Raw genomic sequence first — 23,973 nt, 5'->3', positions numbered from 1 at the left:
GCCCGCCATGCTGCGTATCCTGCTGATCGACGACACGCCGAAGAAAGTCGGACGCCTCAGGGCCGCCCTGCTCGAAAGCGGTTTCGAAGTGGTGGACGAGTCGGGGCTGACCATCGACCTGCCGGCTCGCGTCGAAGCGCTGCGTCCCGACGTGATCCTGATCGACACGGAGTCTCCCGGCCGCGACGTGATGGAGCAGGTCTGCCTGGTCAGCCGCGACCAGCCGCGCCCGATCGTGATGTTCACCGACGAGCACGATCCGGGAGTGATGCGCCGCGCCATCCAGTCCGGGGTCAGCGCCTACATCGTCGAAGGCATCCAGGCCAGCCGCCTGCAACCGATCCTCGACGTGGCCATGGCGCGCTTCGAGAGCGACCAGGCGCTGCGCGCTCAACTGCAGGCGCGCGAGGCGCAGCTGGCCGAGCGCAAGCGCATCGAGCTGGCCAAGGGCCTGCTGATGAAGATGAAGCATTGCGGCGAGGAGGAGGCCTACACGCTGATGCGGCGCCAGGCCATGAGCCGCCAGCAGAAGCTGATCCAGGTCGCCGAGCAGATCATCGCCATGCACGACATGCTCGGCGGCTGAATCCGGCTGGGCAGCTGGCGATCATATCGCCAGCCACCCTGCTGGCCCCCGGCGCAGAGCGGCGCGGCTATGCTCGTGCGCCCGGAACGGCCCTATCCGTTCTGGGAGCTACCCTCTCGCCACCCTCGACTAGCATGACCAGGGAGGCCCGCAGTGGACGCCCAGGGCTAGGAGCCGCAGGCGTCCGCCCGAACCGCACCGCCGACTCAGCGGTCAGGAGATGCTCAGCATGATCGATCTCAGCACCTGGAACCTTACCATTCCCACCGAACCCACCCCGCAGGTGATCACCACCCAGCAACTCAACAACGGCTACCAGAGCCGGTACTTCCAGCAAGGCAACGATGGCGGCCTGGTCTTCTGGGTGCCCATCGACGGCTCGCACACCGAGGACAGCACCTATCCTCGCACCGAACTGCGCGAAACCCAGGCCGACGGCAGCCTCGACAACTGGTACTACTGGCAGGCCGACAACGAACTGCGGGTGACCATGAGCGTCGAGAAGGTCCCCTCGAAGAACAAGGTGATCATCGGCCAGATCCACAGCAAGTCGCCACAGACCGACGACGGCGAACCTCTGGTGAAGCTGCAGTACTACTACAAGCCCGAGGAAGGCCTCGGCCGGGTCGAGGCGCTGGTACGCAACCACCCGGACGATTCCTATAGCCGCAACGTGTCGATCCTCGAGCAGGTACGCCTGGGCGAGCGCTTCAACTACAGCCTGCGCGTCACCTCCAGCGGCGAGTTGGCGGTGCGCGCGCGCAGCCAGGACGGCGAAGAGGACGCCTACTACCAGACCCTCGGCAGCGCCTGGAACGATCAGTTGCTCTATTTCAAGGCCGGCGCCTACGTGAACGACAACGCCGGCGACAGCGGCGAAGGCAGCCGCGTGACCATCTACCACCTGAACACCGCCCATCGCTGAACCGCCGACGGCGCACGGACGCGCCGCCCCAGCCCTGTGCAAGCCCCCGACGCCTGCCACCGCGGCGTGCACGCCCGACGCCATGGTTGTCCCTGCAACCGCTCTACGCCGCGCTTTCGACAACTTGGCAAAGAGCTTGCTACGTCCTGCCTGACGGTAGCCAACGGCGGTTACCCATCCCCGACAAAGACGTCGCGCGGCCTCTCCTTCCCGGCAGAGGCCCGTGGCGTCTTCGTCGTTTCGCCCCAGCGTCGGGGCGGGTGGGTGGTCCGCTGTCGGACGCTCACCTTGTAGCGATGCAACTTCCGCCGGGCGGCCGTTCCGCCCCGATTCCGCTGGATACGAGGTGTTCGATGAACAACAGCTTCTGGAAGTCCGGCCATGCGCCGACCCTGTTCGCGGCGTTTCTCTATTTCGACCTGAGCTTCATGGTCTGGTACGTGCTCGGCCCGCTGGGGGTGCAGATTGCCGGCGACCTGCAACTGAGCACCCAGCAGCGCGCGATGATGGTCGCCACGCCGATCCTCGCCGGCGCCGTACTGCGCTTCCTGCTCGGCCTGCTGGCCGATCGCTGGTCGCCGAAGAGCGCCGGCATCCTCGCCCAGGTCATCGTCATCGCCGCCCTGGCGGCCGCCTGGCTGCTGGGCGTGAACAGCTATGCGCAGGCACTGCTGCTGGGGTTGTTCCTCGGCTTCGCCGGGGCATCCTTCGCCGTGGCCCTGCCGCTCGCATCGCAATGGTACCCGCCGCAACACCAGGGCAAGGCCATGGGCATCGCCGGCGCGGGCAACTCCGGCACCGTGCTCGCCGCCCTCTTCGCCCCCGGCCTGGCCGCCGCGTTCGGCTGGAACAATGTGTTCGGCTTCGCCCTGCTGCCGCTCTTCCTGACCCTCCTGGTGTTCGCCATGGTCGCGCGCAACGCCCCGCAGCGGCCGGCGCCCAAGGCCATGGGCGATTACCTGAAAGCCCTCGGCGACCGCGACAGCTGGTGGTTCATGTTCTTCTACAGTGTCACCTTCGGCGGCTTCCTCGGCCTGGCCAGCACCCTGCCCGGCTATTTCCACGACCAGTACGGCCTGAACCCGGTGACCGCCGGCTACTACACCGCCGCCTGCGTCTTCGCCGGCAGCCTGATGCGCCCGCTCGGCGGCGCCCTCGCCGATCGCATCGGCGGCATCCGCAGCCTGCTGATGGTGTACACCCTGGCCGCCATCTGCATCGCCGCGGTCGGTTTCCACTTGCCCAGCGCGATGGCCGCCCTCGGCCTGTTCGTGGTCGCCATGCTCAGTCTCGGTGCCGGCAATGGCGCGGTGTTCCAGTTGGTACCGCAGCGCTTCCACAAGGAAATCGGCGTGATGACCGGGCTGATCGGCATGGCCGGCGGCATCGGCGGCTTCTGCCTGACTGCCGGCCTCGGCGCGATCAAGCAAAGCACCGGCGACTACCAGCTCGGCCTGTGGCTGTTCGCCAGTCTCGGCGTGCTGGCCTGGTTCGGCCTCCACGGGGTGAAGCGGCGCTGGCGCACCACCTGGGGCTCGGCCGCGGTCACCGCCGCGCGGGTCTGAGCGTGGGGCTGCGACTGAGCATCGGCGAGGCCAGCGCCTGCGGGCCTCGCACGGAAAACCAGGACGCGCTGCGGGTGGTCACCCCGGCGCCGGCCCTGGCCGCCAGCAAGGGACACCTGCTGGCCATCGCCGACGGTGTCAGCCAGTGCGCCGATGGCGGCCTGGCGGCGCGCAGCAGCCTGCAAGCGCTGGCCCTGGATTACTATGCGACTCCGGAAACCTGGGCCATCGTGCAGTCCCTGGACCGCCTGCTGCTGGCGCAGAACCGCTGGCTACAGGCCAACGGCGGCGGCCAGCCGCTGCTCACCACCCTCACCGCCCTGGTGCTGCGCGGCACCCGCTACACCCTGGCCCATGTCGGCGATTGCCGGGCCTACCTGTGGCGCGACGGCGAGTTGCTCCGGCAGACCAGCGACCACGTCTGGGAACAGCCGCACATGCAACACGTGCTGACCCGCGCCCTGGGACTGGACCAGCATCTGGTGGTCGACTATCTGGAAGGCGATCTGGAGCCCGGCAGCCAGTGGCTACTGGTCAGCGACGGCGTCTGGGCGACGCTGGGCGACAGCGGCATCCGCAGCATCCTGCGCAACGCCGAAGAGCCGCAGCGCAGCGCCGAGGCTCTGGTTCGCGCCGCCCACCTGGCAGGCAGCCAGGACAACGCCAGTGCCTTGCTGGTGCGCGTGGAAGCCGTGCCCGCAGGCAGCCTCGGCGACGCCCTCGCGCAACTGGGCCACTGGCCACTGCCGCCACCGCTGAAGCCCGACCAGCTCTTCGAAGGCTGGCGGGTCCGGCAGTTGCTCGGCGAATCCCGCCAGTCCCTGCTCTACCGGGTCGAGGATGGCCAGGGCCAACCCTGGCTGCTGAAGACCCTTCCCGCCGCACGTGCCGACGATCCGCTGGCAACCCAGGCTCTGCTGCTCGAGGAATGGTTCCTGCGCCGCGTCCAGGGCCGGCATTTCCCCGAGCTGCACGGATTGGCGCAACGCCAGCATCTGTATTACCTGATGCGCGAGCACCCCGGAGAGACTCTCGCCGAGCGCTTGCGCAACCATGGCCCGCTGTCGCTGCCGGAGTGGCTGGGGCTGGCCAACCAGCTGCTGCGCGGGCTTGGCCAGTTGCATCGACGCAACCTGCTGCACCGCGACCTCAAGCCGGAAAATCTCCACCTCGGCCGCGACGGCGAGCTGCGCCTGCTGGATTTCGGCCTGGCCTGGTGTCCGGGATTGTCGCGCGAAGACCCCCATCTGCTACCGGGTACGCCCAGTTACCTGGCGCCGGAGTGCTTCTCCGGCACCTCGCCCTCGGTGCGCCAGGATCTCTACGCCACCGGCGTCTGCCTCTACCAGGCGCTGACCGGGCGCTATCCCTATGGCGAGATCGAGGCCTTCCAGCACCCGCGCTTCGGTCGCCCCGCCCCGCCCAGCCGCTATCGCCCCGACCTGCCGGCCTGGATCGACGACCTGCTGCTGCGCGCCGTCGCCTGCGACCCCGCACAGCGCTTCGAGACCGCCGAGGAATGGCTGCTCTCGCTGCAACAGGGAGAAGCGTTGCCGGTCGCGGCGCCCCGCCCATTGCTGGAGCGCGAACCGCTGCAGACCTGGCGCGCCATCGCCCTGCTGTCCCTGGCCGCCAACCTGGCGCTACTCCTGGTCTGGCTGAAGGGCTGAGTGGCACCAGCCCGGTGCGATACGCCCCGGCACGGAGCAGAAAGACCGCGGTGAGGCCCCGCGTTATCCCTGCAAGGCCATGGAGATAGGCAATAGCGCAAGTTGGCACGGCGCCTGCTTGGGTTCTCCCGACAATCGACAACAAAGCGCCTGCCTCAACGACGAGGCGGCGTTTCCCGACCGAACGGGACCTGGACAAAGGCGTCCTGCTGGCAACAGCGGGACGCCTTTTTTGTTTGCGCCAACCTTATGCAGGAGCTACTCCGCATGAAGAAGATCAAGCTGGTGATGGTCGGCAACGGCATGGCCGGGGTCCGTACCCTGGAAGAACTGCTCAAGCTCAACTCGGACTTCTACGACATCACGGTGTTCGGCGCCGAGCCCCATCCCAACTACAACCGCATCCTGCTGTCCCCGGTACTGGCCGGCGAGCAGACCTTCGAGGAAATCGTCCTCAACGACCTCAACTGGTATGCGGAAAACGGCATCAAGCTCCTCCTCGACCGCAAGGTGGTGCAGATCGACCGGGTCCGCCGCAGGGTGGTCGCCGCGGACGGCAGCGAGGCCGAGTACGACCGCCTGCTGCTGGCCACCGGCTCGGTCCCCTTCATCCTGCCGATACCCGGCAATCGCCTGCAGGGCGTGATCGGCTACCGCGACATCGCCGACACCCAGGCCATGATCGACTGCGCCCGGACCCACAGCCACGCGGTGGTGATCGGCGGCGGCCTGCTCGGCCTGGAGGCGGCCAACGGCCTCAAGCAACGCGGCATGGACGTGACCGTCGTGCACCTCTCCGACTGGCTGCTGGAACGCCAACTGGACCGCACCGCCGGCAAACTCCTGCAAGGCGCGCTGGAAGCCCGCGGCATCCGCTTCCGCCTGAACACCCAGACCCAGGAACTGATGGACAACGGCAGCGGCCGGGTCTGTGCCGTGCAGTTCAACGACGGCGACGTGATTCCCGCCGACCTGGTGGTAATGGCCGCCGGCATCCGCCCCAATACCGAGCTGGCCGAAAGCGCGGGCATCCCCTGCAACCGCGGCATCCTGGTCAATGACACCCTGCAGACCTACGACCCACGCATCTATGCGGTCGGCGAATGCGCCAACCACCGTGGCATCGCCTACGGCCTGGTTGCGCCGCTGTTCGAGCAGGCCAAGGTCTGCGCCAACCACCTGGCTCATCTCGGTTACGCCCGCTACCAGGGCTCGGTGACCTCGACCAAGCTCAAGGTGACCGGTATCGACCTGTTCTCCGCCGGCGACTTCATCGGCGGCGAAGGCAGCGAGACCATCACCCTTTCCGACCCCATCGGCGGCGTCTACAAGAAGCTGGTGATCAAGGACGATGTACTGGTCGGCGCCTGTCTCTACGGCGACACCGCCGACGGCGGCTGGTACTTCCGGCAGATCCGCGAGAACCACAACGTCGCGCAGATCCGCGACCACCTGATGTTCGGCGAGAACGCCCTCGGCGATGTCGGCCACCAGGGCCAGAACAGCGCCGCGAGCATGCCCGACACGGCCGAAGTATGCGGCTGCAACGGCGTCTGCAAGGGCACCATCGTCAAGGCCATACAAGAACACGGCCTGTTCAGCGTCGACGAAGTCAAGAAACACACCAAGGCCGCCAGCTCCTGTGGCTCCTGCGCGGGATTGGTGGAACAGATCCTGATCAGCACCGTCGGCGGCGCCGCCGACGTCAAGCCGAAGAGCGAGAAGGCCATCTGCGGCTGCAGCGACCTCAACCACGGGCAGATCCGCAAGGCCATTCGCGAACACCGGCTGACCAGTCTCGACGCCGCCATGCGCTTCATGGACTGGAAGACCCCGAACGGCTGTGCCACCTGCCGCCCGGCCCTGAACTACTACCTGATCTCAACCTGGCCGGGAGAAGCCAAGGACGATCCGCAGTCGCGCCTGATCAACGAACGCGCCCACGCCAACATCCAGAAGGACGGCACCTACTCGGTGGTACCGCGGATGTGGGGCGGCGTGACCAACGCCGCCGAGTTGCGGCGCATCGCCGACGTCGCCGACAAGTACCAGGTGCCGATGGTCAAGGTCACCGGCGGCCAGCGCATCGACCTACTGGGGGTGAAGAAGGACGATCTGCCGGCCATCTGGAAAGACCTCGACATGCCCTCCGGACATGCCTACGGCAAATCCATCCGCACCGTGAAGACCTGCGTCGGCAGCGAGTTCTGCCGCTTCGGCACGCAAAACTCGACGCAGCTGGGCATCGATCTGGAACACGACCTGTTCAACATGTGGTCGCCGCACAAGGTCAAGCTGGCGGTCTCCGGCTGCCCGCGCAATTGCGCCGAGGCCGGGATCAAGGACGTCGGCATCATCGGCGTGGACTCCGGTTGGGAGATGTACATCGGCGGCAACGGCGGGATCAAGACCGAGGTCGCGGAGTTCTTCGTCAAGCTCAAGACCGCCGAAGAAGTGCGCGAATACAACGGCGCCTTCCTCCAGCTCTACCGCGAGGAAGCCTTCTACCTGGAGCGCACGGTGCATTACCTGCAGCGGGTCGGCATGGAGCACATCCGCAAGGCGGTGGTCGAGGACGCGGAAAACCGCAAGGCGCTCAACGACCGCCTGCAATTCGCCCTCTCCTTCGAGCAGGACCCATGGAAGCAGCGCATCGAACAGCCGCAATTGAAGAAGGAGTTCGAACGGATTCCGCTCAAGCAACTGGAAAACGTCTGAATCCCTTGTCCGGGCCGTCCCACGGCGGCCCTCCCCCTACCGGAGTGAACCGATGAACTGGCTGGATATCTGCGCCCTCGATGAAATCAACCCGCTGGGCTCGCGCGTGGTCGCCGGCCCGAAAGGCGACATCGCCATCTTCCGCGCCGCCGACGACCAGGTCTTCGCCCTCGATGACCGCTGCCCGCACAAGGGCGGCCCGCTGTCCCAGGGCCTGATCTACGGCAAGCGAGTGGCCTGTCCGTTGCACAACTGGCAGATCGAACTGGAGAGCGGCGAAGCCGTGGCCCCGGACCAGGGCTGCGCCCATCGCCACCCGGTGCGGGTGGAGAACGGACGGGTGCTGCTCGGCCTGGACAGCGTGGCGCTGTGCGCCTGATCTCTCGCCGATAACAGGAGCCGAGCATGTCGACAGATTCCCCGCTGCGCACCACCGCTTCGACCTGCTGCTACTGCGGCGTGGGTTGTGGCGTCCTGATCGAACACGACGGCGAACGCATCCTCGGCGTGCAAGGCGACCCGCGGCACCCGGCCAACTTCGGCAGACTCTGCAGCAAAGGCGCCAGCCTGCACCTGACCGGCGACCTCCAGGCCCGCGCGCTGTACCCCCAACTGCGCCTCGGCAAGCAAATGGCGCGGGCTCGCAGCGACTGGGAGAGTGCCCTGGAACATGCCGCCGGGCGTTTCGCCGAGACCATTCGCGAACACGGGCCGGACAGCGTGGCCTTCTATATCTCCGGCCAGTTGCTGACCGAGGACTACTACGCCTTCAACAAGCTGGCGCGGGCCCTGGTCGGCACCAACAACATCGACAGCAATTCGCGCCTGTGCATGTCCTCGGCGGTGGTCGGCTACAAGCGCAGCCTGGGCGCCGACGCCCCGCCCTGCAGCTACGAAGACCTCGACTGCGCCGATTGCGTGCTGATCGCCGGCAGCAACATGGCCTTCGCCCACCCGGTCCTGTTCCGTCGCCTGGAAGCCGCCAAGGCCGCTCGGCCGGAGATGCGCATCGTGGTGATCGACCCGCGGCGCACCGACACCTGCGAGCTGGCCGACCTGCACCTGGCGCTGCTGCCCGGCACCGACGTCGCACTGTTCCACGGCATCCTGCATATCCTGCTCTGGGAGGACTGGATCGACCGTTCGTTCATCGCCGAGCATACCGAGGGTTTCGCCGACCTGAAGGAACTGGTGCGCGACTACACCCCGGCCGCCGTCGCCGACATCTGCGGCATCGACCGCGCCGACCTGCAGCGCTGCGCCGAATGGATCGGCCGTTCGCCGCGCTTCCTTTCGCTCTGGTGCATGGGGCTCAACCAGTCCAGCACCGGCAGCGCCAAGAACAGCGCGCTGATCAACCTGCACCTGGCCACCGGCAAGATCGGCCGCGCCGGATGCGGGCCGTTTTCCCTCACCGGCCAGCCGAACGCCATGGGCGGTCGCGAGACCGGCAGCCTGGCCAACCTGCTGCCCGGCCACCGCGAAGCCGCCGATCCCGGCCATCGCGCCGAGGTGGCGCACTACTGGGGCGTGGAACAGTTGCCCACGTCCCCCGGTCTCAGCGCCATCGAGCTGTTCGATGCGGTCCACGACGGCCGGATCAAGGCGCTCTGGATCGCCTGTACCAACCCCGCGCAATCGCTGCCGGACCAGCGCAAGATCCACGAGGCCCTTGCCCGCTGTCCCTTCGTGGTGGTCCAGGAAGCCTTCGCCGGCACGGAAACCTGCCAATACGCCGACCTTTTGCTTCCAGCCGCATCCTGGGGAGAAAAGGAAGGCTCCGTGACCAATTCGGAACGGCGGGTCAGTCATGTCCGTCGGGCCGTTCCGCCCCCCGGGGAAGCACGCCAGGACTGGAACATCGTCTGCGACTTCGCGCGCCGCCTGGAAGGGCACCTGCGACCCGCTAAACCCGGCCTGTTCGCCTTTGCCGACAGCCGCAGCCTGTTCGACGAATACAAGCTGCTTACCGCCGGCCGCGACCTCGATCTTTCCGGCCTCAGCTACGCACTGCTCGACCGCCTGGGGCCGCAGCAATGGCCATTTCCCAGTGGCGCGGAGCACGGCACCGCACGGCTCTATGCAGACGGCCGCTTCCCTACCGCCTCGGGACGCGCGCAACTGGTCGCCGAACCCTACCGCGCCGCCCAGGAAAAACGTGACGCGCGCTACCCGCTGACCCTCAATACCGGCCGCTTGCGCGACCAGTGGCACGGCATGAGCCGGACCGGCACCTGCGCACGCCTGTTCGGCCATGAAGAGGAGGCCCTGGTGCACCTGCATCCCGAGGAACTGCGCCGCCGCCAACTGCGGGACGGGCAGCTCGTGCGCCTGAAGAGCCGGCGTGGCGCCCTGATCCTGCCAGTGAGTGCAGACGACTCGGTGCGCCCCGGCCAGGCCTTCCTGCCGATGCACTGGGGCGATCGCTTCCTCAAGGGTCTGGGCTGCAATGTCCTGACCCTGCCGGCGTTCGACCCCCTGTCGAAACAACCCGAACTCAAGCACGCCGGGGTTCAGGTCGAATCCGTCGAACTGCCCTGGCGCCTGTTCGCGCTGGTGGAAACCGATATCCAGGCGCGTTTCGAGGCCCTCCGTGCGCTGTGCGAAGTCTTCGACCACGCCAGCTTCAGTCTCGCCGGACGCGAGCGCCCCGCCCTGCTGGTCAGCGCCGCACACCATGAGGCACCTGGCGCAGACCTGCTGGAGCGGATAGATCGCCAACTCGAATTGCTCGACGGGCCGGTCCTCGCCTACGACGACCCACGGCGCGCCATCGGCAAGCGCGTGCGCCTCGAAGACGAGCGCATCGTCGCCGTCCGGCTCGCCGGCGAAACCCTCGCCCGCGACTGGTTGAAAGAGCTCTGGCTTAACGGCCGGGCCGATAGCGAGCTACGCCGCTGGCTGCTCGCGCCACTCGGCGCGGCACCGGGACGACCCAGCCAGGGTGCGGGCGGCAAGACCCTGTGCAGTTGCCAGAACGTCAGCCAGCAAACGGTGCTCGGCGGCATCGCCCGCGGATTGGACCTGGACGGATTGAAGCGCGAGTTCGGCTGCGGCACCGGCTGCGGCTCCTGCGTACCGGAAATCAAGAGACTGCTGGCGGCCCCCCGGCCCATGGCGGCGAATGCCTGAGGAGAACGACGATGAGCGGTAAGGTCTGGCTGGTGGGTGCGGGTCCCGGCGATCCGGAACTGTTGACCCTGAAGGCAGTTCGCGCCCTGCAGGACGCGGATGTGGTGATGGTCGACGATCTGGTCAACCCGAGCATACTGGAGCACTGTCCGTCCGCCCGGCTGGTCCGGGTCGGCAAACGCGGCGGCTGCCGCTCCACACCGCAGGACTTCATCCAGCGCCTGATGCTGCGGCATGCCCGCCAGGGACGCAGCGTGGTGCGCCTGAAAGGCGGCGATCCATGCATCTTCGGCCGCGCCGGCGAAGAAGCCGAATGGCTGGCCCGGCACGGGATAGACAGCGAGATAGTGAACGGCATCACCGCCGGGCTGGCTGGCGCCACTGCCTGCGGCATACCGCTGACCTACCGCGGCATCAGCCGCGGCGTGACCCTGGTGACCGCGCATACCCAGGACGACAGCCCGCTGGCCTGGGAAGCCCTGGCACGCAGCGGTACCACGCTGGTGGTCTACATGGGCGTCGCCCGACTCGCGGAGATCCAGGCCGGGCTGCTGGCTGGAGGCATGGCCGAGGATACGCCGCTGGCGATGATCGAGAACGCCACCCTGGGCAACCAGCGCGAATACCGCAGCAACCTCGGCGAGCTATTGCGGGACGCCGGACGTTTCGCCCTGAAGAGCCCGGCGATCCTGGTGATCGGCGAAGTAACCCGCGACATCGTGTCGCAACCGATTTCCCTGAGCGCCTGACGAGCGGTCTTTTTCCAGGCAAAGAAAAACCCGGCCTGAGCCGGGTTTTTCCTTAGAGGCTCAGCCGATTACTTGGCTTCAGCTTCTACTTCGGCTTCAACGCGACGGTTGATAGCGCGGCCTTCAGCGGTGGCGTTGTCGGCAACCGGGCGGGACTCGCCGTAACCAACAGCGTTCACGCGACCACCTTCTACACCGTACTCGTTGACCAGTACGTCACGAACGGCGTTGGCACGACGCTCGGACAGCTTCTGGTTGTAAGCGTCGGTGCCGACGGAGTCGGTGTGACCTTCAACGGTGGTGGAAGTGGACGGGTACTGCTTCATGAAGTCAGCCAGGTTCTTGATGTCAGCGTAGCTGTTCTCTTTGACCTTGGACTTGTCGAAGTCGAACTTCACGTCCAGCTGTACGCGTACGACTTCGGCGACAGCCGGGCAGCCGTTGGCGTCAACGGTGACGTTGGCCGGGGTATCCGGGCACTTGTCGACGTTGTCGCAAACGCCGTCGTTGTCGGAGTCGGAGCAAACGTCGGCAACCGGTTCCGGAGCCGGAGCGGCTTTCGAACCACCGAAGTTGAAGCCGACGCCCAGGCCAGCCATCCACTCGCCCTGGTGACCGTTGTCACGCTTCTCCAGACCGTACTGGCCGTCGAGGCTGGCCTTGGCGAAGAAGTTCTCGGTGAAGTAGTACTTCAGACCAGCGCCGATGTTGGCCATGGTCATCTGCTGACGGCCTTGGCTGTCGCTGTTGATGTTGGTGATGTTCTGGTGAGCCAGACCAGCCGACACGTACGGACGCAGACCTACGCCCGGGGTACCGAAGTGGTAGATGGCGTCCAGAGAGGTCAGGTTGCCGTGGACCTTCTTGTTGCCGGTTTCGTAGGTGCCACGAACGTCATGGTACTCACCGTAGGACAGCGCCAGCTCGACGTCGTCGGTCAGGAAGTAACCGATCGAGCCGCCGTACAGGTCCGCGTTCTTCATGTTGCGAACGCTGTCGGTGAAGTAGCGCTTGCCGAAGGCTTCGATCTCTACCGAGTTCTGGCCCTGGGCAAAGGCGTTCATTGCCGAAGCGGCAACCAGCGAGCCGATGACAACGCCTAAGGTGTTCTTCAGTTTCATCCGTTAAATCCCCATCTTGATGGTCAGTTAGTTGTCCAACAATCAGCCGCACAACTTGGGTGGCAAGTTTATCAGAACTTCCCGCATAGAGAGACAATATTTACCCAACTATGTTTCGGTCGCATCTGAAAACTTTTCGCGCAGGCGGTCCAGTGCCCGCTTGTAGCGCATTTTCGTCGCACTCAGACCCATGTGCATGATATCCGCTATCTCCTGAAACTCCAGTTCCGCTACGAAGCGAAGAACCAGAATCTCCCGATCTATCGGATTGACATGGACGAGCCAACGATCCAATCCGCCCCGCTCCTCAACCTTCGGCGACTTCTCCTCGGAAGCCTCCTCCAGCGGGTCGAGGCTGAGCGCATCCATCAATCGGCGCTTGCGGCGCTCCTTGCGGTACTGCGTGATGCACTCGTTGTACGTGATGCTATATAGCCATGTTTTGAACTTCGACTTGCCCTCAAAGTTCTTCAACCCGTACAAAACTTTCAGCATCACCTCCTGGCACACGTCGTCCGCGTCGCGGTCGTTGCCCAGGTAGCGGGCACAGACGTTGAACAGCGTGCGCTGGTAACGCCGCATCAATTCTTCATAGGCGCGCGTCACGTGGAACAGCTCCGAGTGCGCACGCTCGACCAGCTCTTCATCGGAAAGCTGGCGTGGGTCATACCGCTGTGACAGGGGGTGAGGCTTATTCAAGTGAGATCAGGCCAGTCATATCGTAAGCCGGGCCGCCCTGCAGAGCAGCCACGTCCATTATCTCTCCCGGATCAGCGGCTGGTAACTCGCTGATCGAGCAGTAGACGGTTGGCCAGCGACACAAGCTCTCCCTCTTCCGTCAGCAGGATGGTCTTGACCGTACCTATCTCTTCAATAGTGCCTTCAACGTCACCCACTTTCACCTGTTGTCCGACCTGATACAGCTCGCGGACGTAGATTCCTGCAATGATCTGCCCGGCGACCTCGCGGCTGCCCAGGCCCAGGGCCAGCGCAGCGGCCAGGCCGACGGTGATCAGGACGATGGCGATGATGTAGTTGAGCAGGTCGGTCTTGACCTCGAGCTGCCCCACCGCCACCGAGATGCTGATGATGATGACCAGCCACTGGGCGATCCGCCCCAGGCCGTTCGCGTATTCGAGGCCGACGCCGTCCGCCGCGCCGCGCACGACGCTGTTCACCAGTTGCGCCAGGAGCACGCCGACGATCAGCACCAGGGCCGCGCCGAACACCTTGGGCAGGTACAGGGCGAGGACGTCCAGCGTGGCGGATACCCGCTGCAGGCCGAGCGACTCGGCGGCGGATACGAGGAAGACGAGCAGCACGAACCAGTAGACGATCTTGCCGACCAGCGTCGAGACCGGAACCTGGATGCCGACCCGGGCCAGCAGCTTGGTCAGGCCGGTGCCACCCATCAGCCGGTCCAGGCCCAGCTTGGCCAGCAGCTTGGAAAGCAGCGCATCGAGCAGCTTGGCGATGACGAAGCCGAGCAGAACGACCACCAGGGCGCCGAGCAGGTTGGGAATGAAGCCTGCCAGCTTGCCCCACAGGGTGTTCATCGCGGTCAGCAAGCTCTGGGTCCAGATATCGAATTGCATGTTCACTCAGCCTTGTCAGCAGAAGATGCGTTTTTCGCGGAAATACGGGAAACCGGCGCCAGATGCGGCGAACCGTTGTTGATGCCGATCATCAGCGCCTGCAGCCAGTGCCCCATGAGGCTGAACAGGTCACCGGCGCCAACCTGGCGATTGGCGGTCTTCAGCACCCGTCCCAGACGCGCGTCGTCGTCCGGCTGGGGAGCCGAAGCCTTGAGCAGGTCCCGCAGGGACTCTTCGAACGGATCGTGCATGCACACCTCATGTCTGTACGAGGGAGTGACGCCCTCTCCTCACCCCAGGTCACGTCAGAGCCAGCGCAGCCGACGAAATACCCACCACTGGAAGGTGGCGACCCCGCCGATCAGCAGGCAGGCCAGCCAGAACCCATGCGGTGCATCCGCCCCCGGAATGCCGCCGACATTGATTCCCAGCAGGCCGGTGACGAAGCTCATCGGCAGGAAAAAGCCGGTGATTATACCAAGGAGATACATGGTGCGGTTCATCCGTTCGGTGATTCGCCGCGACTCGGCTTCCTGCAGGACGCTGATGCGCTCCCGTATCAACTCGAGCTCTTCGAGATTCCGCGTCAGCCGGTTGTTCAGCTCGTTCCAGTAATCGGCGTCGTCCTCGACGAACCAGGACAGCTTGTAGCGCGCCAGTTGCGAGTAGATGTCCCGCTGCGGCGCCAGGTAGCGCCGCAACCCCGCCGACCGGCGGCGCAGGGTACGCAACTGGTGCTGGTCGGGACTGGCGCGCTCGTCCGCCTCGACCAGTTCCTCGACAGCATCGAGCTGGTCGGCTATCCCGCTGATCAGCGTGTCGACGCGATCGGTCAGGTAGTGCGCGAGGTAGTACACGACCTCGGATGCCGTCTTCGGCCCTTTCCCCGCCTCCAGGTCCTCGAGCAGATCGGCCACCGCCTTCAGCGGCCGCAGGCGCAGCGAGATCACCCGGCGCGCGTCGGCGAATACCCGCAGCGAAACCATGTCTTCCGGCTCCGCGCCCGGATTCAGGTTCACTCCACGGAGGAACACCAGCAGGCTTTCGGCCCCGAGATCGAGCAAACGGGGGCGAGTCGCCTCCTCCAGCAGCAGATCGCAGGCGAACTCGCTGAGCCCCGCGGAATCCCGCAGCCAGGCCTGCGCTTCCGGTACGCCGCGGTCCCAGTGCAGCCAAAGGCTCTCCTCCGGCAGCAGGTCGAGCACCGCTATCTGGTTGCGTCCGACACGGCGTCCGCCGCCGCGCCCGTTGAGGACGTAGCCATAGATCAAGCCGCGCTCGTCACCCGACTCGTACGCTTGCATTGCGCTTCCCTTGGTAAAACGACCATTTCGACAGTAAAAACACAAGTCCGGTACCAGTCAATTCATGGACTTGCGGCATAACCTTAAAGCCAGTCCTGAGACCCATATGCGCGCCTCGGGTTCATTCCAGCAAAAAGCCCCGGGACGCTGCCTGCGTCACCGGGGCCGGAACGGCTGTTAAAAAGCCCTATTCGGGCATCTTCAAGGCCTGCGGAGAAACGATGATGCCGTTGTTGTCGGCATACACGAACTCGCCGGGGCGGAAGGTGACGCCGCCGAAGGTCACGGCGACGTTCAGATCGCCGATGCCGCGCTTGTCGGTCTTCAGCGGATGACTGGCCAGGGCCTGGACGCCGAGGTCGGTCTGGGCGATCACGTCGACGTCACGGATGCAGCCATATACGACGATCCCTTCCCAGCCGTTCTTCGCCGCTTTCTCGGCCAGCATGTCGCCCAGCAGGGCGCGGCGCAGCGAACCACCGCCATCGACGACCAGGACCTTGCCCTTGCCGTCCTTGTCGACCTGCTCCTTGACCAGCGAATTGTCTTCGAAGCACTTGATGGTGACGATCTCGCCGCCGAAGGAGTCGCGGCCGCCGAAGTTGCTGAACATGGGTTCGACGACCTGGACCAGCTCAGGATAGGCATCGCACAGATCGGGAGTGACGTAATGCATGGGAAGCTCCTGTGGGTGAAGGGATCGGCTCGGGCAGCTCCGGAGGATCATCGGCCGCCCGCCCCGGCGGCGCCGGCGTGACCGGAGCCGCCATTTGCGTCACATGTTAGCCGCTGATTCCGGCTTCCGATACGTCTAGCGCCTCGCTCCACGCGGATTCGTCGCGCACCGGCGATCGCTGGCGCAGCCAGCGCTCCACCAAGGGCCAGACCTCTAGCTGGGCCGCCTTGCCGATCAGCATCTCGATATGCCCGTAGTCCTCGGCGTAGCCGGCCTCGCGTCCGAGCAACAAGTATTCGCGCTCGGACGAGGCGAACTGCTCGAACAACTTGCGACAGGCCCAGGACGGGTCCTGCCGGTCCCCAGCCCCGGCGACCGCCAATAGCGGCACGTCGACCGCGGCGAGCCCCTTCCACCAGTCGTTGCCCGGCTCGCCGAAGCGGCCGAACAGCCCATGCCAACGCAGGACCTCCAGCGCCAGGCCGACCGGCTCGTCTTCCGGGCCCTGCCGCCAACGGCTTCCGGATAGCGCGTCGACGCGGCGCAGCAGCAGGCGCGCGAGGATGCCTGCCATGGGCAACCTGAACAGCCAGTGCGCGGTGCTGACCTGGCTCCCGAACAACGCCACGGAAGCGATCCGTGCCTGGTCCAGGTAGCCCCCGCCCAGTCCCGCCGCCAGCACCACCCCACCGAGGGAGTGGCCAATCCAGTGCGCCGGCTGCCCGCACTGCTCGTGGATGAAGGAGGCCAGCGCCGGCAGGTCGTAGCGCGCGTAGTCGGCGACTCGGTTGTCCCGGTAACCATCGTTGCGAATCGACAGGCCATGGCCGCGCATTTCCGGCAGCCAGACATCGAACCCCGCCCGCGCCAGGTAAGGACCTAGTCCGAGCGCACGCGGCGAGTACCAGAAGCGGCGGTTGGAAAAACTCCCGTGCAGGAGGATCACAGGCGGTCCGCGCCGCTCGCCGGCGGCCTGCTGTCCGAGCCGGGTTACGACCAGCTCGACGCTGGCATCGGGGCTGTTGCCGGGCTTCAGGCGGTAGATGTCTTCGGTAAGGTCGGCGCGCAATTCGGCGCTGACCAGGGCGACAGGAAAGAGGCGACTACTGCTTTGCATGCTTGTCTTGTACAGGAGGCACGAAAAAGGGCGGTGTTACCCGCCCTTTCCGGATACAGCGAGGACCGATCAGGCCTGGTCTTGACCCTCGGCGAGGAAGAACCAGGTATCCAGCACCGAGTCGGGGTTCAACGAGACGCTCTCGATGCCCTGCTCCATCAGCCAGCGGGCCAGGTCCGGGTGGTCCGACGGACCCTGGCCGCAGATGCCGATGTACTTGCCGGCCTTGTTGCAGGCAGCGATGGCGTTGGCCAGCAGCTTCTTCACCGCCGGATTGCGCTCGTCGAACAGGTGGGCAACGATGCCGGAATCGCGATCCAGGCCCAGGGTCAGCTGGGTCAGGTCGTTGGAACCGATGGAGAAGCCATCGAAGAACTCGAGGAACTCGTCGGCCAGCAGGGCGTTCGACGGCAGTTCGCACATCATGATGACCTTCAGTCCGTTCTCGCCGCGCTTCAGGCCGTTCCCGGCCAGCAGCTCGACCACCTGGCTCGCCTCGCCCAGGGTGCGCACGAAGGGCACCATGATCTCGACGTTGGTCAGGCCCATTTCGTTGCGGACCTTCTTCAGCGCACGACACTCCAGCTCGAAGCAGTCGCGGAACGACTCGCTGATGTAGCGCGAGGCGCCACGGAAGCCGAGCATCGGGTTCTCTTCTTCCGGCTCGTAGAGCTTGCCGCCGATCAGGTTGGCGTACTCATTGGACTTGAAGTCGGACAGGCGCACGATGACCTTCTTCGGCCAGAACGCCGCGGCCAGGGTGCTGATGCCCTCCACCAGCTTCTCGACGTAGAAGCCGACCGGATCGGGATAGCCGGCGATGCGCTTCTCCACGCTTTCCTTGATGTCCGCCGGCAGGCCGGCGAAGTTCAGCAACGCCTTGGGGTGCACGCCGATCATGCGGTTGATGATGAATTCGAGGCGGGCCAGGCCCACGCCTTCGTTCGGCAACTGGGCGAAATCGAAAGCGCGATCGGGATTGCCGACGTTCATCATGATCTTGAACGGAAGGTCGGGCATGGCGTCGACCGAGTTCTTGCGCACATCGAAACCGAGTTCGCCTTCGAAGATGAAGCCGGTATCGCCTTCGGCACAGGAAACGGTCACCCCCTGCCCATCCTGCAGGATCTGGGTGGCGTTGCCGCAACCGACCACCGCCGGGATGCCCAGTTCGCGAGCGATGATCGCAGCGTGGCAGGTACGCCCGCCGCGGTTGGTGACGATGGCGCTGGCGCGCTTCATCACCGGCTCCCAGTCCGGGTCGGTCATGTCGGAGACCAGGACGTCACCCGGTTGGACCTTGTCCATTTCCGACACGTCGTTGATCACCTTGACCGGACCGGCACCGATGCGCTGGCCGATGGCACGTCCTTCCACCAGGACGGTCCCCTTCTCTTTCAGCAGGTAGCGCTCCATGACCGTGGCGCTGGCGCGGCTCTTCACGGTTTCCGGGCGTGCCTGGACGATGTACAGCTTGCCGTCGTCACCGTCCTTGGCCCATTCGATGTCCATCGGGCGGCCATAGTGCTTCTCGATGATCATGGCCTGCTTGGCCAGCTCGGTGACCTCGGCGTCGCTCAGGGCGAAGCGGGCGCGATCGGCGCGATCGACGTCCACTACCTTGACCGAGCGACCGGCCTTGGCTTCGTCGCCGTAGATCATCTTGATCGCCTTGCTACCCAGGTTGCGGCGCAGGATGGCCGGACGCCCGGCTTCCAAGGTCGGCTTGTGGACGTAGAACTCGTCGGGGTTCACCGCGCCCTGAACCACGGTCTCGCCCAGGCCGTAGGCACCGGTGATGAAGACCACGTCGCGGAAGCCGGATTCGGTGTCCAGGGTGAACATCACCCCGGCGGTGCCGGTTTCCGAGCGGACCATGCGCTGCACGCCGGCGGACAAGGCGACCAGCTTGTGATCGAAGCCCTGGTGCACGCGGTAGGCGATGGCGCGGTCGTTGAACAGGGAGGCAAAGACCTCTTTTGCTGCGCGGATCACATTGTCCACGCCGCGGATATTGAGGAAGGTTTCCTGCTGGCCGGCGAACGAGGCGTCCGGAAGGTCTTCGGCGGTAGCGGAGGAACGCACTGCCACGGCGAGGTTGTCGTTGCCGTTGGCCAGGGCGGCGAAGGCCTGGCGGATCTCGCTGTCGAGACGGGCCGGGAACTCGGCTTCCATCACCCACTGGCGGATCTGCGCGCCGGTCTTGGCCAGGGCGTTGACGTCGTCGACGTCCAGGGCGTCCAGGGCCGCGTGGATACGGTCGTTGAGGCCACTCTGCTCGAGGAAGTCACGGTAGGCCTGGGCGGTGGTGGCAAATCCGCCGGGTACGGAAACGCCGGCACCGGCCAGGTTGCTGATCATCTCGCCGAGGGATGCGTTCTTGCCCCCCACATGCTCTACATCATGGACGCCGAGCTTATCGAGGGAAACTACGTACTCTACCAAGGTGATCTCTCCACTATTGAATTGGAAAAGCTCAAGCGGGGCCAGGAGCAGCTCCGCTGGATTCTGGCCTGGCCCTTAGAAATAAGTGACAATGCTGCGACAGAAAGGCCTCTGACAACGCGCGGCCTATCATAGCCAAGAATCGTTCCTACCTTAAGGCTTTCGGTGCAAATGAAACGAACCGCATTCTTCATCTCGGACGGCACCGGTATCACCGCCGAAACCCTGGGCCAAAGCCTTCTGGCACAGTTCGAGAACATCAGCTTCGTCAAACTGACGAGACCGTACATCGATACCGAAGAAAAAGCGCGCGCCATGGTACAGCAAATCAATAATGCTGCCGAGTCGGACGGGGCCCGTCCGATCATCTTCGATACCATCGTGAACCGCGACATCCGGGCGGTCCTGGCGCAATCCAACGGTTTCATGATCGATATCTTCGCCACCTTTCTTTCGCCTCTGGAACAGGAGCTTTCGGCCGACTCGTCCTATTCGGTCGGCAAGTCCCACTCCATCGGCCACAACTCCAACTACATGGATCGCATCGAGGCGGTGAACTTCGCCCTCGACAACGACGACGGCGCCCGCACCCACTACTACGACAAGGCCGACCTGATCCTGGTCGGCGTCTCGCGCTGCGGCAAGACGCCCACCTGCCTGTACATGGCCCTGCAGTATGGCATCCGCGCCGCCAACTACCCGTTGACGGAAGAGGACATGGAGCGCCTGCAACTGCCGAACGCCCTCAAGCAGTACAAGCACAAGCTGTTCGGCCTGACCATCGACCCCGACCGCCTCACCGCGATCCGCAACGAACGCAAGCCCAACAGTCGCTACGCCAGCTTCGCCCAGTGCGAATTCGAGGTACGCGAGGTCGAAAGCCTGTTCCGCCGCGAAAACATCGCCTACATCAACTCCACGCATTTCTCGGTGGAGGAGATTTCCGCAAAGATCCTCGTCGAAAAAGGCGTGGAACGGCGCTTCAAATAACCGCTCCGGGGCCAGCGGCTCGGCACCGCCAAGGTCCCTTGCCCGCTTCCGGTAACGCTTCGAGCCCCTGGATGGAATTTCGTTTCATCCCAGGGGCAAAACCCCGACCAAGTGGTATAAGCGGCTGTCGCTGCCGAAAAACCGCGTGATAGAATGCGGCCCGCATGCGCCTGGCGGGGCGCCCGGCATGCCCGGCCTGCCGAGCGCAGGTCGATGACGCAGGGTTTTCCGTCACGGACTGGACAGCGATCGCAAGATCGACCCGCCGAACGCGACACCAACCAGGACTTATGAAACTCAAGCCCTTAGCTCCCCTGCTCTGCCTATTCATCGCCGTACCAGGCCTGAGCGTAGCCGCCGAAAAGACGGTCTACGGCCTAAACGAATACGCGCGCATCAACGACCCGGACATCCAGCTGGCCGCCAAGCTCGACACCGGCGCCAAGACCGCCTCCCTCAGCGCCCGCGACATCAAGCGTTTCAAGCGCGACGGCGAAACCTGGGTGCGCTTCTACCTGGCCACCGACAACGCCGACGACACCCCGATCGAGAAGCCCCTGGCGCGGATCAGCAAGATCAAGCGCCGCCACGGCGACTTCAACCCCGACGAGGGCAAGGCCTATACCGCCCGTCCGGTGATCGAGCTGCAGGTCTGCATGGGCAAGGCGATTCGCACCATCGAAGTGAACCTGACCGACCGAAGTGCATTCCAATACCCGCTTTTGATCGGCTCGGAGGCCTTGAAGAAATTCGACGCACTGGTCGATCCGAGCTTGAAATACTCGGCCGGGAAACCCGGCTGCAAACCTGATGCAAAACCTGCTGAGTAAACGACATGCGCTCTCTCAACCTGCATCTGAAAGTCCTGATCGCCATCCTGCTGACCCTGGGTGTGGCGATCACCGCCTATCAGATTTTCGTCCAGGGAATTCCCGTTACCGAAGCCGAAACCGATGACCTCTGGAACATCGATGCCAAGGTCGACTTCGTCGCCACGCCGAAAACCCCGGTCAAGGTGCAGATGTTCGTTCCGCCGTTGAGCCAGGACTACGTCAGCCTCAACGAAAGCTTCGTCTCCAACAATTACGGCGTCAGCATCAATCGCGCCGACGGCAATCGCAAGGTGACCTGGTCCGCCCGCCGCGCCAACGGCAAGCAGACCCTGTACTACCGCCTGGTGCTGACCAAGCGCTACACCGGCGAGAAGACCAAGGAGAAAGGCCCGATCTTCCGCGACAGCCTGCCCCTGGAAGGCCCGGAGAAGATCGCCGCAGAAGCCCTGCTGGCCCCCATTCGCCAGCACTCGGCCGACGTCGAGACCTTCGTCAGCGAAGCCATCAAGCGCGCCAACAACGGCAACGACGACAACGTCAAGCTGCTGATGGCCGGCGATACCAGCCTGGAAAAGAAAGCGCATATCGTCGAGACCCTGCTGTCCATCGCCCACGTGCCGATGGAGCGGGTCCACACCATCCGTCTGGTCGCCGACCTGCAACAGAGCCCGGAACTGTGGCTGCGCAGCTTCAACGGCGAGAACTGGCTGTATTTCAACGTGGTCACCGGCGAACAGGGCCTGCCCTCCGATCGCCTGATCTGGTGGCTTGGCGATGAGCCGCTGATGACCATCGACGGCGGCAAGAAGGCCCAGGTCAGCTTCAGCCTGAACAGCAGCGAGATGAACGCCATCCGCCTGGCCAAGCTGTCCGACGAGAACACCGAGGCGGCCTTCCTCGAGTACTCCCTGTACGGCCTGCCGCTGTCCACCCAGCAGACCTTCCAGATCATGATCATGATCCCGATCGGTGTGCTGGTGATCCTGATCCTGCGCAACCTGATCGGCCTGCAGACCCTCGGCACCTTCACCCCGGTGCTGATCGCCCTGGCCTTCCGCGAGACCGGCCTGCAATGGGGTATCGCCCTGTTCACCGTGATCACCGCCCTGGGCCTGTCGCTGCGCTCCTATCTCGAGCACCTGAAGCTGCAGATGCTGCCGCGCCTCTCGGTGGTGCTGACCTTCGTGGTGGTGATGATCGCGGTGATCAGCCTGTTCAGCCACAAGCTCGGCTTCGAGAGCGGCCTGTCGATCGCCCTGTTCCCGATGGTGATCCTGACCATGACCATCGAACGCCTGTCGATCACCTGGGAAGAGCGCGGCGGCGGCCATGCGATGAAGGTGGCCATCGGCACCCTGTTCGCGGCATCGCTGGCGCACATCCTCATGCGCATCCCGGAACTGGTGTACTTCATCTTCACCTTCCCGGCCGTGCTGCTGATCCTGGTCGCCTTCATGCTCGCCATGGGCCGCTACCGCGGCTACCGCCTGACCGAGCTGTTCCGCTTCAAGGCCCTGCTCAAGGACTGAACCATGTCGATCTGGAAGACCTGGAAAGACCTGACCGCGAAAGGCGTGATGGGCATCAACCGACGCAATGCCGATTACGTCCTGAAGTACAACAAGCGGCACCTGTATCCGGTGGTGGACGACAAGATCATCACCAAGGAACGCGCGCTCGAGGCCGGCATCCACGTGCCGGAGATGTACGGCATCATCGAGACCGAGAAAGGCATCGACAAGCTCAACGAGATCATCGGCGAGCACAACGATTTCGTCATCAAGCCGGCGCAGGGCGCCGGCGGCGACGGCATCATGGTGATCGCCGACCGCTTCGAGGGCCGCTACAAGACCGTGTCGGGGAAGATCGTCAGCCACGAGGAGATCGAGCACCACATCTCGAGCATCCTCTCCGGCCTCTACTCCCTCGGCGGCCATCGCGACCGCGTACTGATCGAGTACCGGGTGACCCCCGACCAGATCTTCAAGAGCATCAGCTACGAAGGTGTGCCGGACATCCGCATCATCGTACTGATGGGCTACCCGGTGATGGCCATGCTGCGCCTGCCGACCCGGCAGTCGGGCGGCAAGGCCAACCTGCACCAGGGCGCCATCGGCGTGGGCGTCGACCTGGCCACCGGTGTCACCCTGCGCGGCACCTGGCTGAACAACAAGATCGCCAAGCACCCGGACACCACCAACGCGGTGGACGGCGTGCAACTGCCGAACTGGGACGGCTTCATGAAGCTGGCGGCCGGTTGCTACGAGTTGTCGGGCCTCGGCTACATCGGCGTGGACATGGTTCTCGACCAGGAGAAAGGCCCGCTGATCCTCGAACTCAACGCCCGCCCGGGCCTGAACATCCAGATCGCCAACGACAGCGGCCTGGTGCACCGCTGCCACGCCGTCGAGGCGCGACTGGAAGAACTCAAGGCGAAAGGCATCGAAGAGTCCGCGGAAGAGCGCGTACGCTTCTCCCAGCAGCTGTTCGGCCACGTCCAGCAGCACCAGGGCTGACGTGCTTCCGGTATGAAGAAGCCCGGCTCCG

The 23,973-nt window shown here is 64.8% G+C and carries 20 protein-coding genes; 12 read left to right on the top strand and 8 right to left on the bottom strand.

What is annotated here, in order from left to right; genetic code table 11:
• Nucleotides 1-7 precede the first annotated feature (7 nt).
• The 8 genes from FOC67_RS09490 to cobA all read left to right on the top strand — a co-directional run bounded on the left by FOC67_RS09490 (nt 8) and on the right by cobA (nt 11,345).
• Entirely contained in the window at nt 8-586 is a 579-nt protein-coding gene (locus FOC67_RS09490; protein WP_003087868.1) for an ANTAR domain-containing response regulator, read from the top strand.
• A gap of 229 nt (nt 587-815) precedes the next feature.
• On the top strand, nt 816-1,511 hold the full coding sequence (locus tag FOC67_RS09485) for a polysaccharide lyase family 7 protein (protein WP_003087865.1): 696 nt from the start codon (nt 816-818) through the stop codon (nt 1,509-1,511).
• Between the two features lie 353 nt (nt 1,512-1,864).
• The gene (locus FOC67_RS09480) at nt 1,865-3,076 is read left to right on the top strand and encodes an MFS transporter (RefSeq protein ID WP_009314630.1); all 1,212 of its coding nucleotides are present in this window, start codon (nt 1,865-1,867) and stop codon (nt 3,074-3,076) included.
• 74 nt (nt 3,077-3,150) lie between these two features.
• The gene (locus FOC67_RS09475) at nt 3,151-4,746 is read left to right on the top strand and encodes a bifunctional protein-serine/threonine kinase/phosphatase (protein ID WP_229039901.1); all 1,596 of its coding nucleotides are present in this window, start codon (nt 3,151-3,153) and stop codon (nt 4,744-4,746) included.
• Nucleotides 4,747-5,013: 267 nt separating this feature from the next.
• On the top strand, nt 5,014-7,464 hold the full coding sequence (gene nirB / locus FOC67_RS09470; RefSeq protein ID WP_003098052.1) for a nitrite reductase large subunit NirB: 2,451 nt from the start codon (nt 5,014-5,016) through the stop codon (nt 7,462-7,464).
• Between the two features lie 52 nt (nt 7,465-7,516).
• Nucleotides 7,517-7,843, top strand: a complete 327-nt coding sequence (gene nirD / locus FOC67_RS09465; RefSeq protein ID WP_003098054.1) for a nitrite reductase small subunit NirD — start codon at nt 7,517-7,519, stop codon at nt 7,841-7,843.
• A gap of 26 nt (nt 7,844-7,869) precedes the next feature.
• Complete coding sequence (locus FOC67_RS09460) at nt 7,870-10,596, top strand: nitrate reductase (RefSeq protein ID WP_009314631.1); 2,727 nt, start codon at nt 7,870-7,872, stop codon at nt 10,594-10,596.
• 11 nt (nt 10,597-10,607) lie between these two features.
• Nucleotides 10,608-11,345, top strand: coding sequence for a uroporphyrinogen-III C-methyltransferase (gene cobA / locus FOC67_RS09455; protein ID WP_009314632.1), 738 nt, complete (start codon nt 10,608-10,610; stop codon nt 11,343-11,345).
• Between the two features lie 68 nt (nt 11,346-11,413).
• On the opposite strand, the gene oprF is transcribed toward cobA, so the two are convergent.
• From oprF to ppsA, 8 genes are all read right to left on the bottom strand, one after another.
• Nucleotides 11,414-12,466 carry an outer membrane porin OprF gene (gene oprF, locus FOC67_RS09450; RefSeq protein ID WP_003087843.1) on the bottom strand — a complete coding sequence of 351 codons (1,053 nt, stop codon included), beginning with the start codon at nt 12,464-12,466 and terminating at the stop codon, nt 11,414-11,416.
• 108 nt (nt 12,467-12,574) lie between these two features.
• On the bottom strand, nt 12,575-13,165 hold the full coding sequence (sigX, locus tag FOC67_RS09445; protein ID WP_003098059.1) for an RNA polymerase sigma factor SigX: 591 nt from the start codon (nt 13,163-13,165) through the stop codon (nt 12,575-12,577).
• A gap of 71 nt (nt 13,166-13,236) precedes the next feature.
• Nucleotides 13,237-14,061, bottom strand: coding sequence for a mechanosensitive ion channel domain-containing protein (locus FOC67_RS09440; RefSeq protein WP_003087830.1), 825 nt, complete (start codon nt 14,059-14,061; stop codon nt 13,237-13,239).
• Between the two features lie 2 nt (nt 14,062-14,063).
• Nucleotides 14,064-14,318: a hypothetical protein gene (locus tag FOC67_RS09435; RefSeq protein ID WP_003122844.1), complete on the bottom strand. Its 255-nt coding sequence runs from the start codon at nt 14,316-14,318 to the stop codon at nt 14,064-14,066.
• Nucleotides 14,319-14,366: 48 nt separating this feature from the next.
• Complete coding sequence (locus FOC67_RS09430) at nt 14,367-15,365, bottom strand: zinc transporter ZntB (protein WP_003098062.1); 999 nt, start codon at nt 15,363-15,365, stop codon at nt 14,367-14,369.
• Nucleotides 15,366-15,552: 187 nt separating this feature from the next.
• Nucleotides 15,553-16,041 carry a ribonuclease E activity regulator RraA gene (gene rraA / locus FOC67_RS09425; RefSeq protein WP_003087823.1) on the bottom strand — a complete coding sequence of 163 codons (489 nt, stop codon included), beginning with the start codon at nt 16,039-16,041 and terminating at the stop codon, nt 15,553-15,555.
• 106 nt (nt 16,042-16,147) lie between these two features.
• Nucleotides 16,148-17,158: an alpha/beta fold hydrolase gene (locus tag FOC67_RS09420; RefSeq protein WP_004355284.1), complete on the bottom strand. Its 1,011-nt coding sequence runs from the start codon at nt 17,156-17,158 to the stop codon at nt 16,148-16,150.
• A gap of 69 nt (nt 17,159-17,227) precedes the next feature.
• A complete protein-coding gene (gene ppsA / locus FOC67_RS09415; RefSeq protein WP_003098065.1) occupies nt 17,228-19,603 on the bottom strand; it encodes a phosphoenolpyruvate synthase in 2,376 nt (791 codons plus the stop codon).
• A gap of 171 nt (nt 19,604-19,774) precedes the next feature.
• Between ppsA and FOC67_RS09410 the strand changes: the two genes are divergently transcribed.
• The 4 genes from FOC67_RS09410 to FOC67_RS09395 all read left to right on the top strand — a co-directional run bounded on the left by FOC67_RS09410 (nt 19,775) and on the right by FOC67_RS09395 (nt 23,942).
• Entirely contained in the window at nt 19,775-20,593 is an 819-nt protein-coding gene (locus FOC67_RS09410) for a pyruvate, water dikinase regulatory protein (RefSeq protein ID WP_003087813.1), read from the top strand.
• Between the two features lie 290 nt (nt 20,594-20,883).
• A complete protein-coding gene (locus FOC67_RS09405) occupies nt 20,884-21,423 on the top strand; it encodes an ATP-dependent zinc protease (protein WP_003087811.1) in 540 nt (179 codons plus the stop codon).
• Between the two features lie 5 nt (nt 21,424-21,428).
• Nucleotides 21,429-22,955 (top strand): inactive transglutaminase family protein, encoded by a 1,527-nt coding sequence (locus FOC67_RS09400; protein ID WP_003087809.1) that lies wholly within the window; start codon nt 21,429-21,431, stop codon nt 22,953-22,955.
• Between the two features lie 3 nt (nt 22,956-22,958).
• A complete protein-coding gene (locus FOC67_RS09395) occupies nt 22,959-23,942 on the top strand; it encodes an alpha-L-glutamate ligase-like protein (protein ID WP_003087807.1) in 984 nt (327 codons plus the stop codon).
• Nucleotides 23,943-23,973 lie beyond the last annotated feature (31 nt).

The sequence above is a fragment of the Pseudomonas sp. FDAARGOS_761 genome (assembly GCF_013343155.1).
Classification (GTDB): domain Bacteria; phylum Pseudomonadota; class Gammaproteobacteria; order Pseudomonadales; family Pseudomonadaceae; genus Pseudomonas; species Pseudomonas aeruginosa.
This window is presented reverse-complemented; position numbering and strand designations above follow the sequence as displayed.

Bases quoted from the DNA above. Each gene is read 5' to 3' on its own strand.
- FOC67_RS09490 (WP_003087868.1), top strand. From the start codon at position 8: ATGCTGCGTATCCTGCTGATCGACGACACGCCGAAGAAAGTCGGACGC.
- FOC67_RS09485 (WP_003087865.1), top strand. From the start codon at position 816: ATGATCGATCTCAGCACCTGGAACCTTACCATTCCCACCGAACCCACC.
- FOC67_RS09480 (WP_009314630.1), top strand. From the start codon at position 1,865: ATGAACAACAGCTTCTGGAAGTCCGGCCATGCGCCGACCCTGTTCGCG.
- nirB (WP_003098052.1), top strand. From the start codon at position 5,014: ATGAAGAAGATCAAGCTGGTGATGGTCGGCAACGGCATGGCCGGGGTC.
- nirD (WP_003098054.1), top strand. From the start codon at position 7,517: ATGAACTGGCTGGATATCTGCGCCCTCGATGAAATCAACCCGCTGGGC.
- FOC67_RS09460 (WP_009314631.1), top strand. From the start codon at position 7,870: ATGTCGACAGATTCCCCGCTGCGCACCACCGCTTCGACCTGCTGCTAC.
- cobA (WP_009314632.1), top strand. From the start codon at position 10,608: ATGAGCGGTAAGGTCTGGCTGGTGGGTGCGGGTCCCGGCGATCCGGAA.
- oprF (WP_003087843.1), bottom strand. From the start codon at position 12,466: ATGAAACTGAAGAACACCTTAGGCGTTGTCATCGGCTCGCTGGTTGCC.
- FOC67_RS09440 (WP_003087830.1), bottom strand. From the start codon at position 14,061: ATGCAATTCGATATCTGGACCCAGAGCTTGCTGACCGCGATGAACACC.
- FOC67_RS09430 (WP_003098062.1), bottom strand. From the start codon at position 15,365: ATGCAAGCGTACGAGTCGGGTGACGAGCGCGGCTTGATCTATGGCTAC.
- rraA (WP_003087823.1), bottom strand. From the start codon at position 16,041: ATGCATTACGTCACTCCCGATCTGTGCGATGCCTATCCTGAGCTGGTC.
- FOC67_RS09420 (WP_004355284.1), bottom strand. From the start codon at position 17,158: ATGCAAAGCAGTAGTCGCCTCTTTCCTGTCGCCCTGGTCAGCGCCGAA.
- FOC67_RS09410 (WP_003087813.1), top strand. From the start codon at position 19,775: ATGAAACGAACCGCATTCTTCATCTCGGACGGCACCGGTATCACCGCC.
- FOC67_RS09405 (WP_003087811.1), top strand. From the start codon at position 20,884: ATGAAACTCAAGCCCTTAGCTCCCCTGCTCTGCCTATTCATCGCCGTA.
- FOC67_RS09400 (WP_003087809.1), top strand. From the start codon at position 21,429: ATGCGCTCTCTCAACCTGCATCTGAAAGTCCTGATCGCCATCCTGCTG.
- FOC67_RS09395 (WP_003087807.1), top strand. From the start codon at position 22,959: ATGTCGATCTGGAAGACCTGGAAAGACCTGACCGCGAAAGGCGTGATG.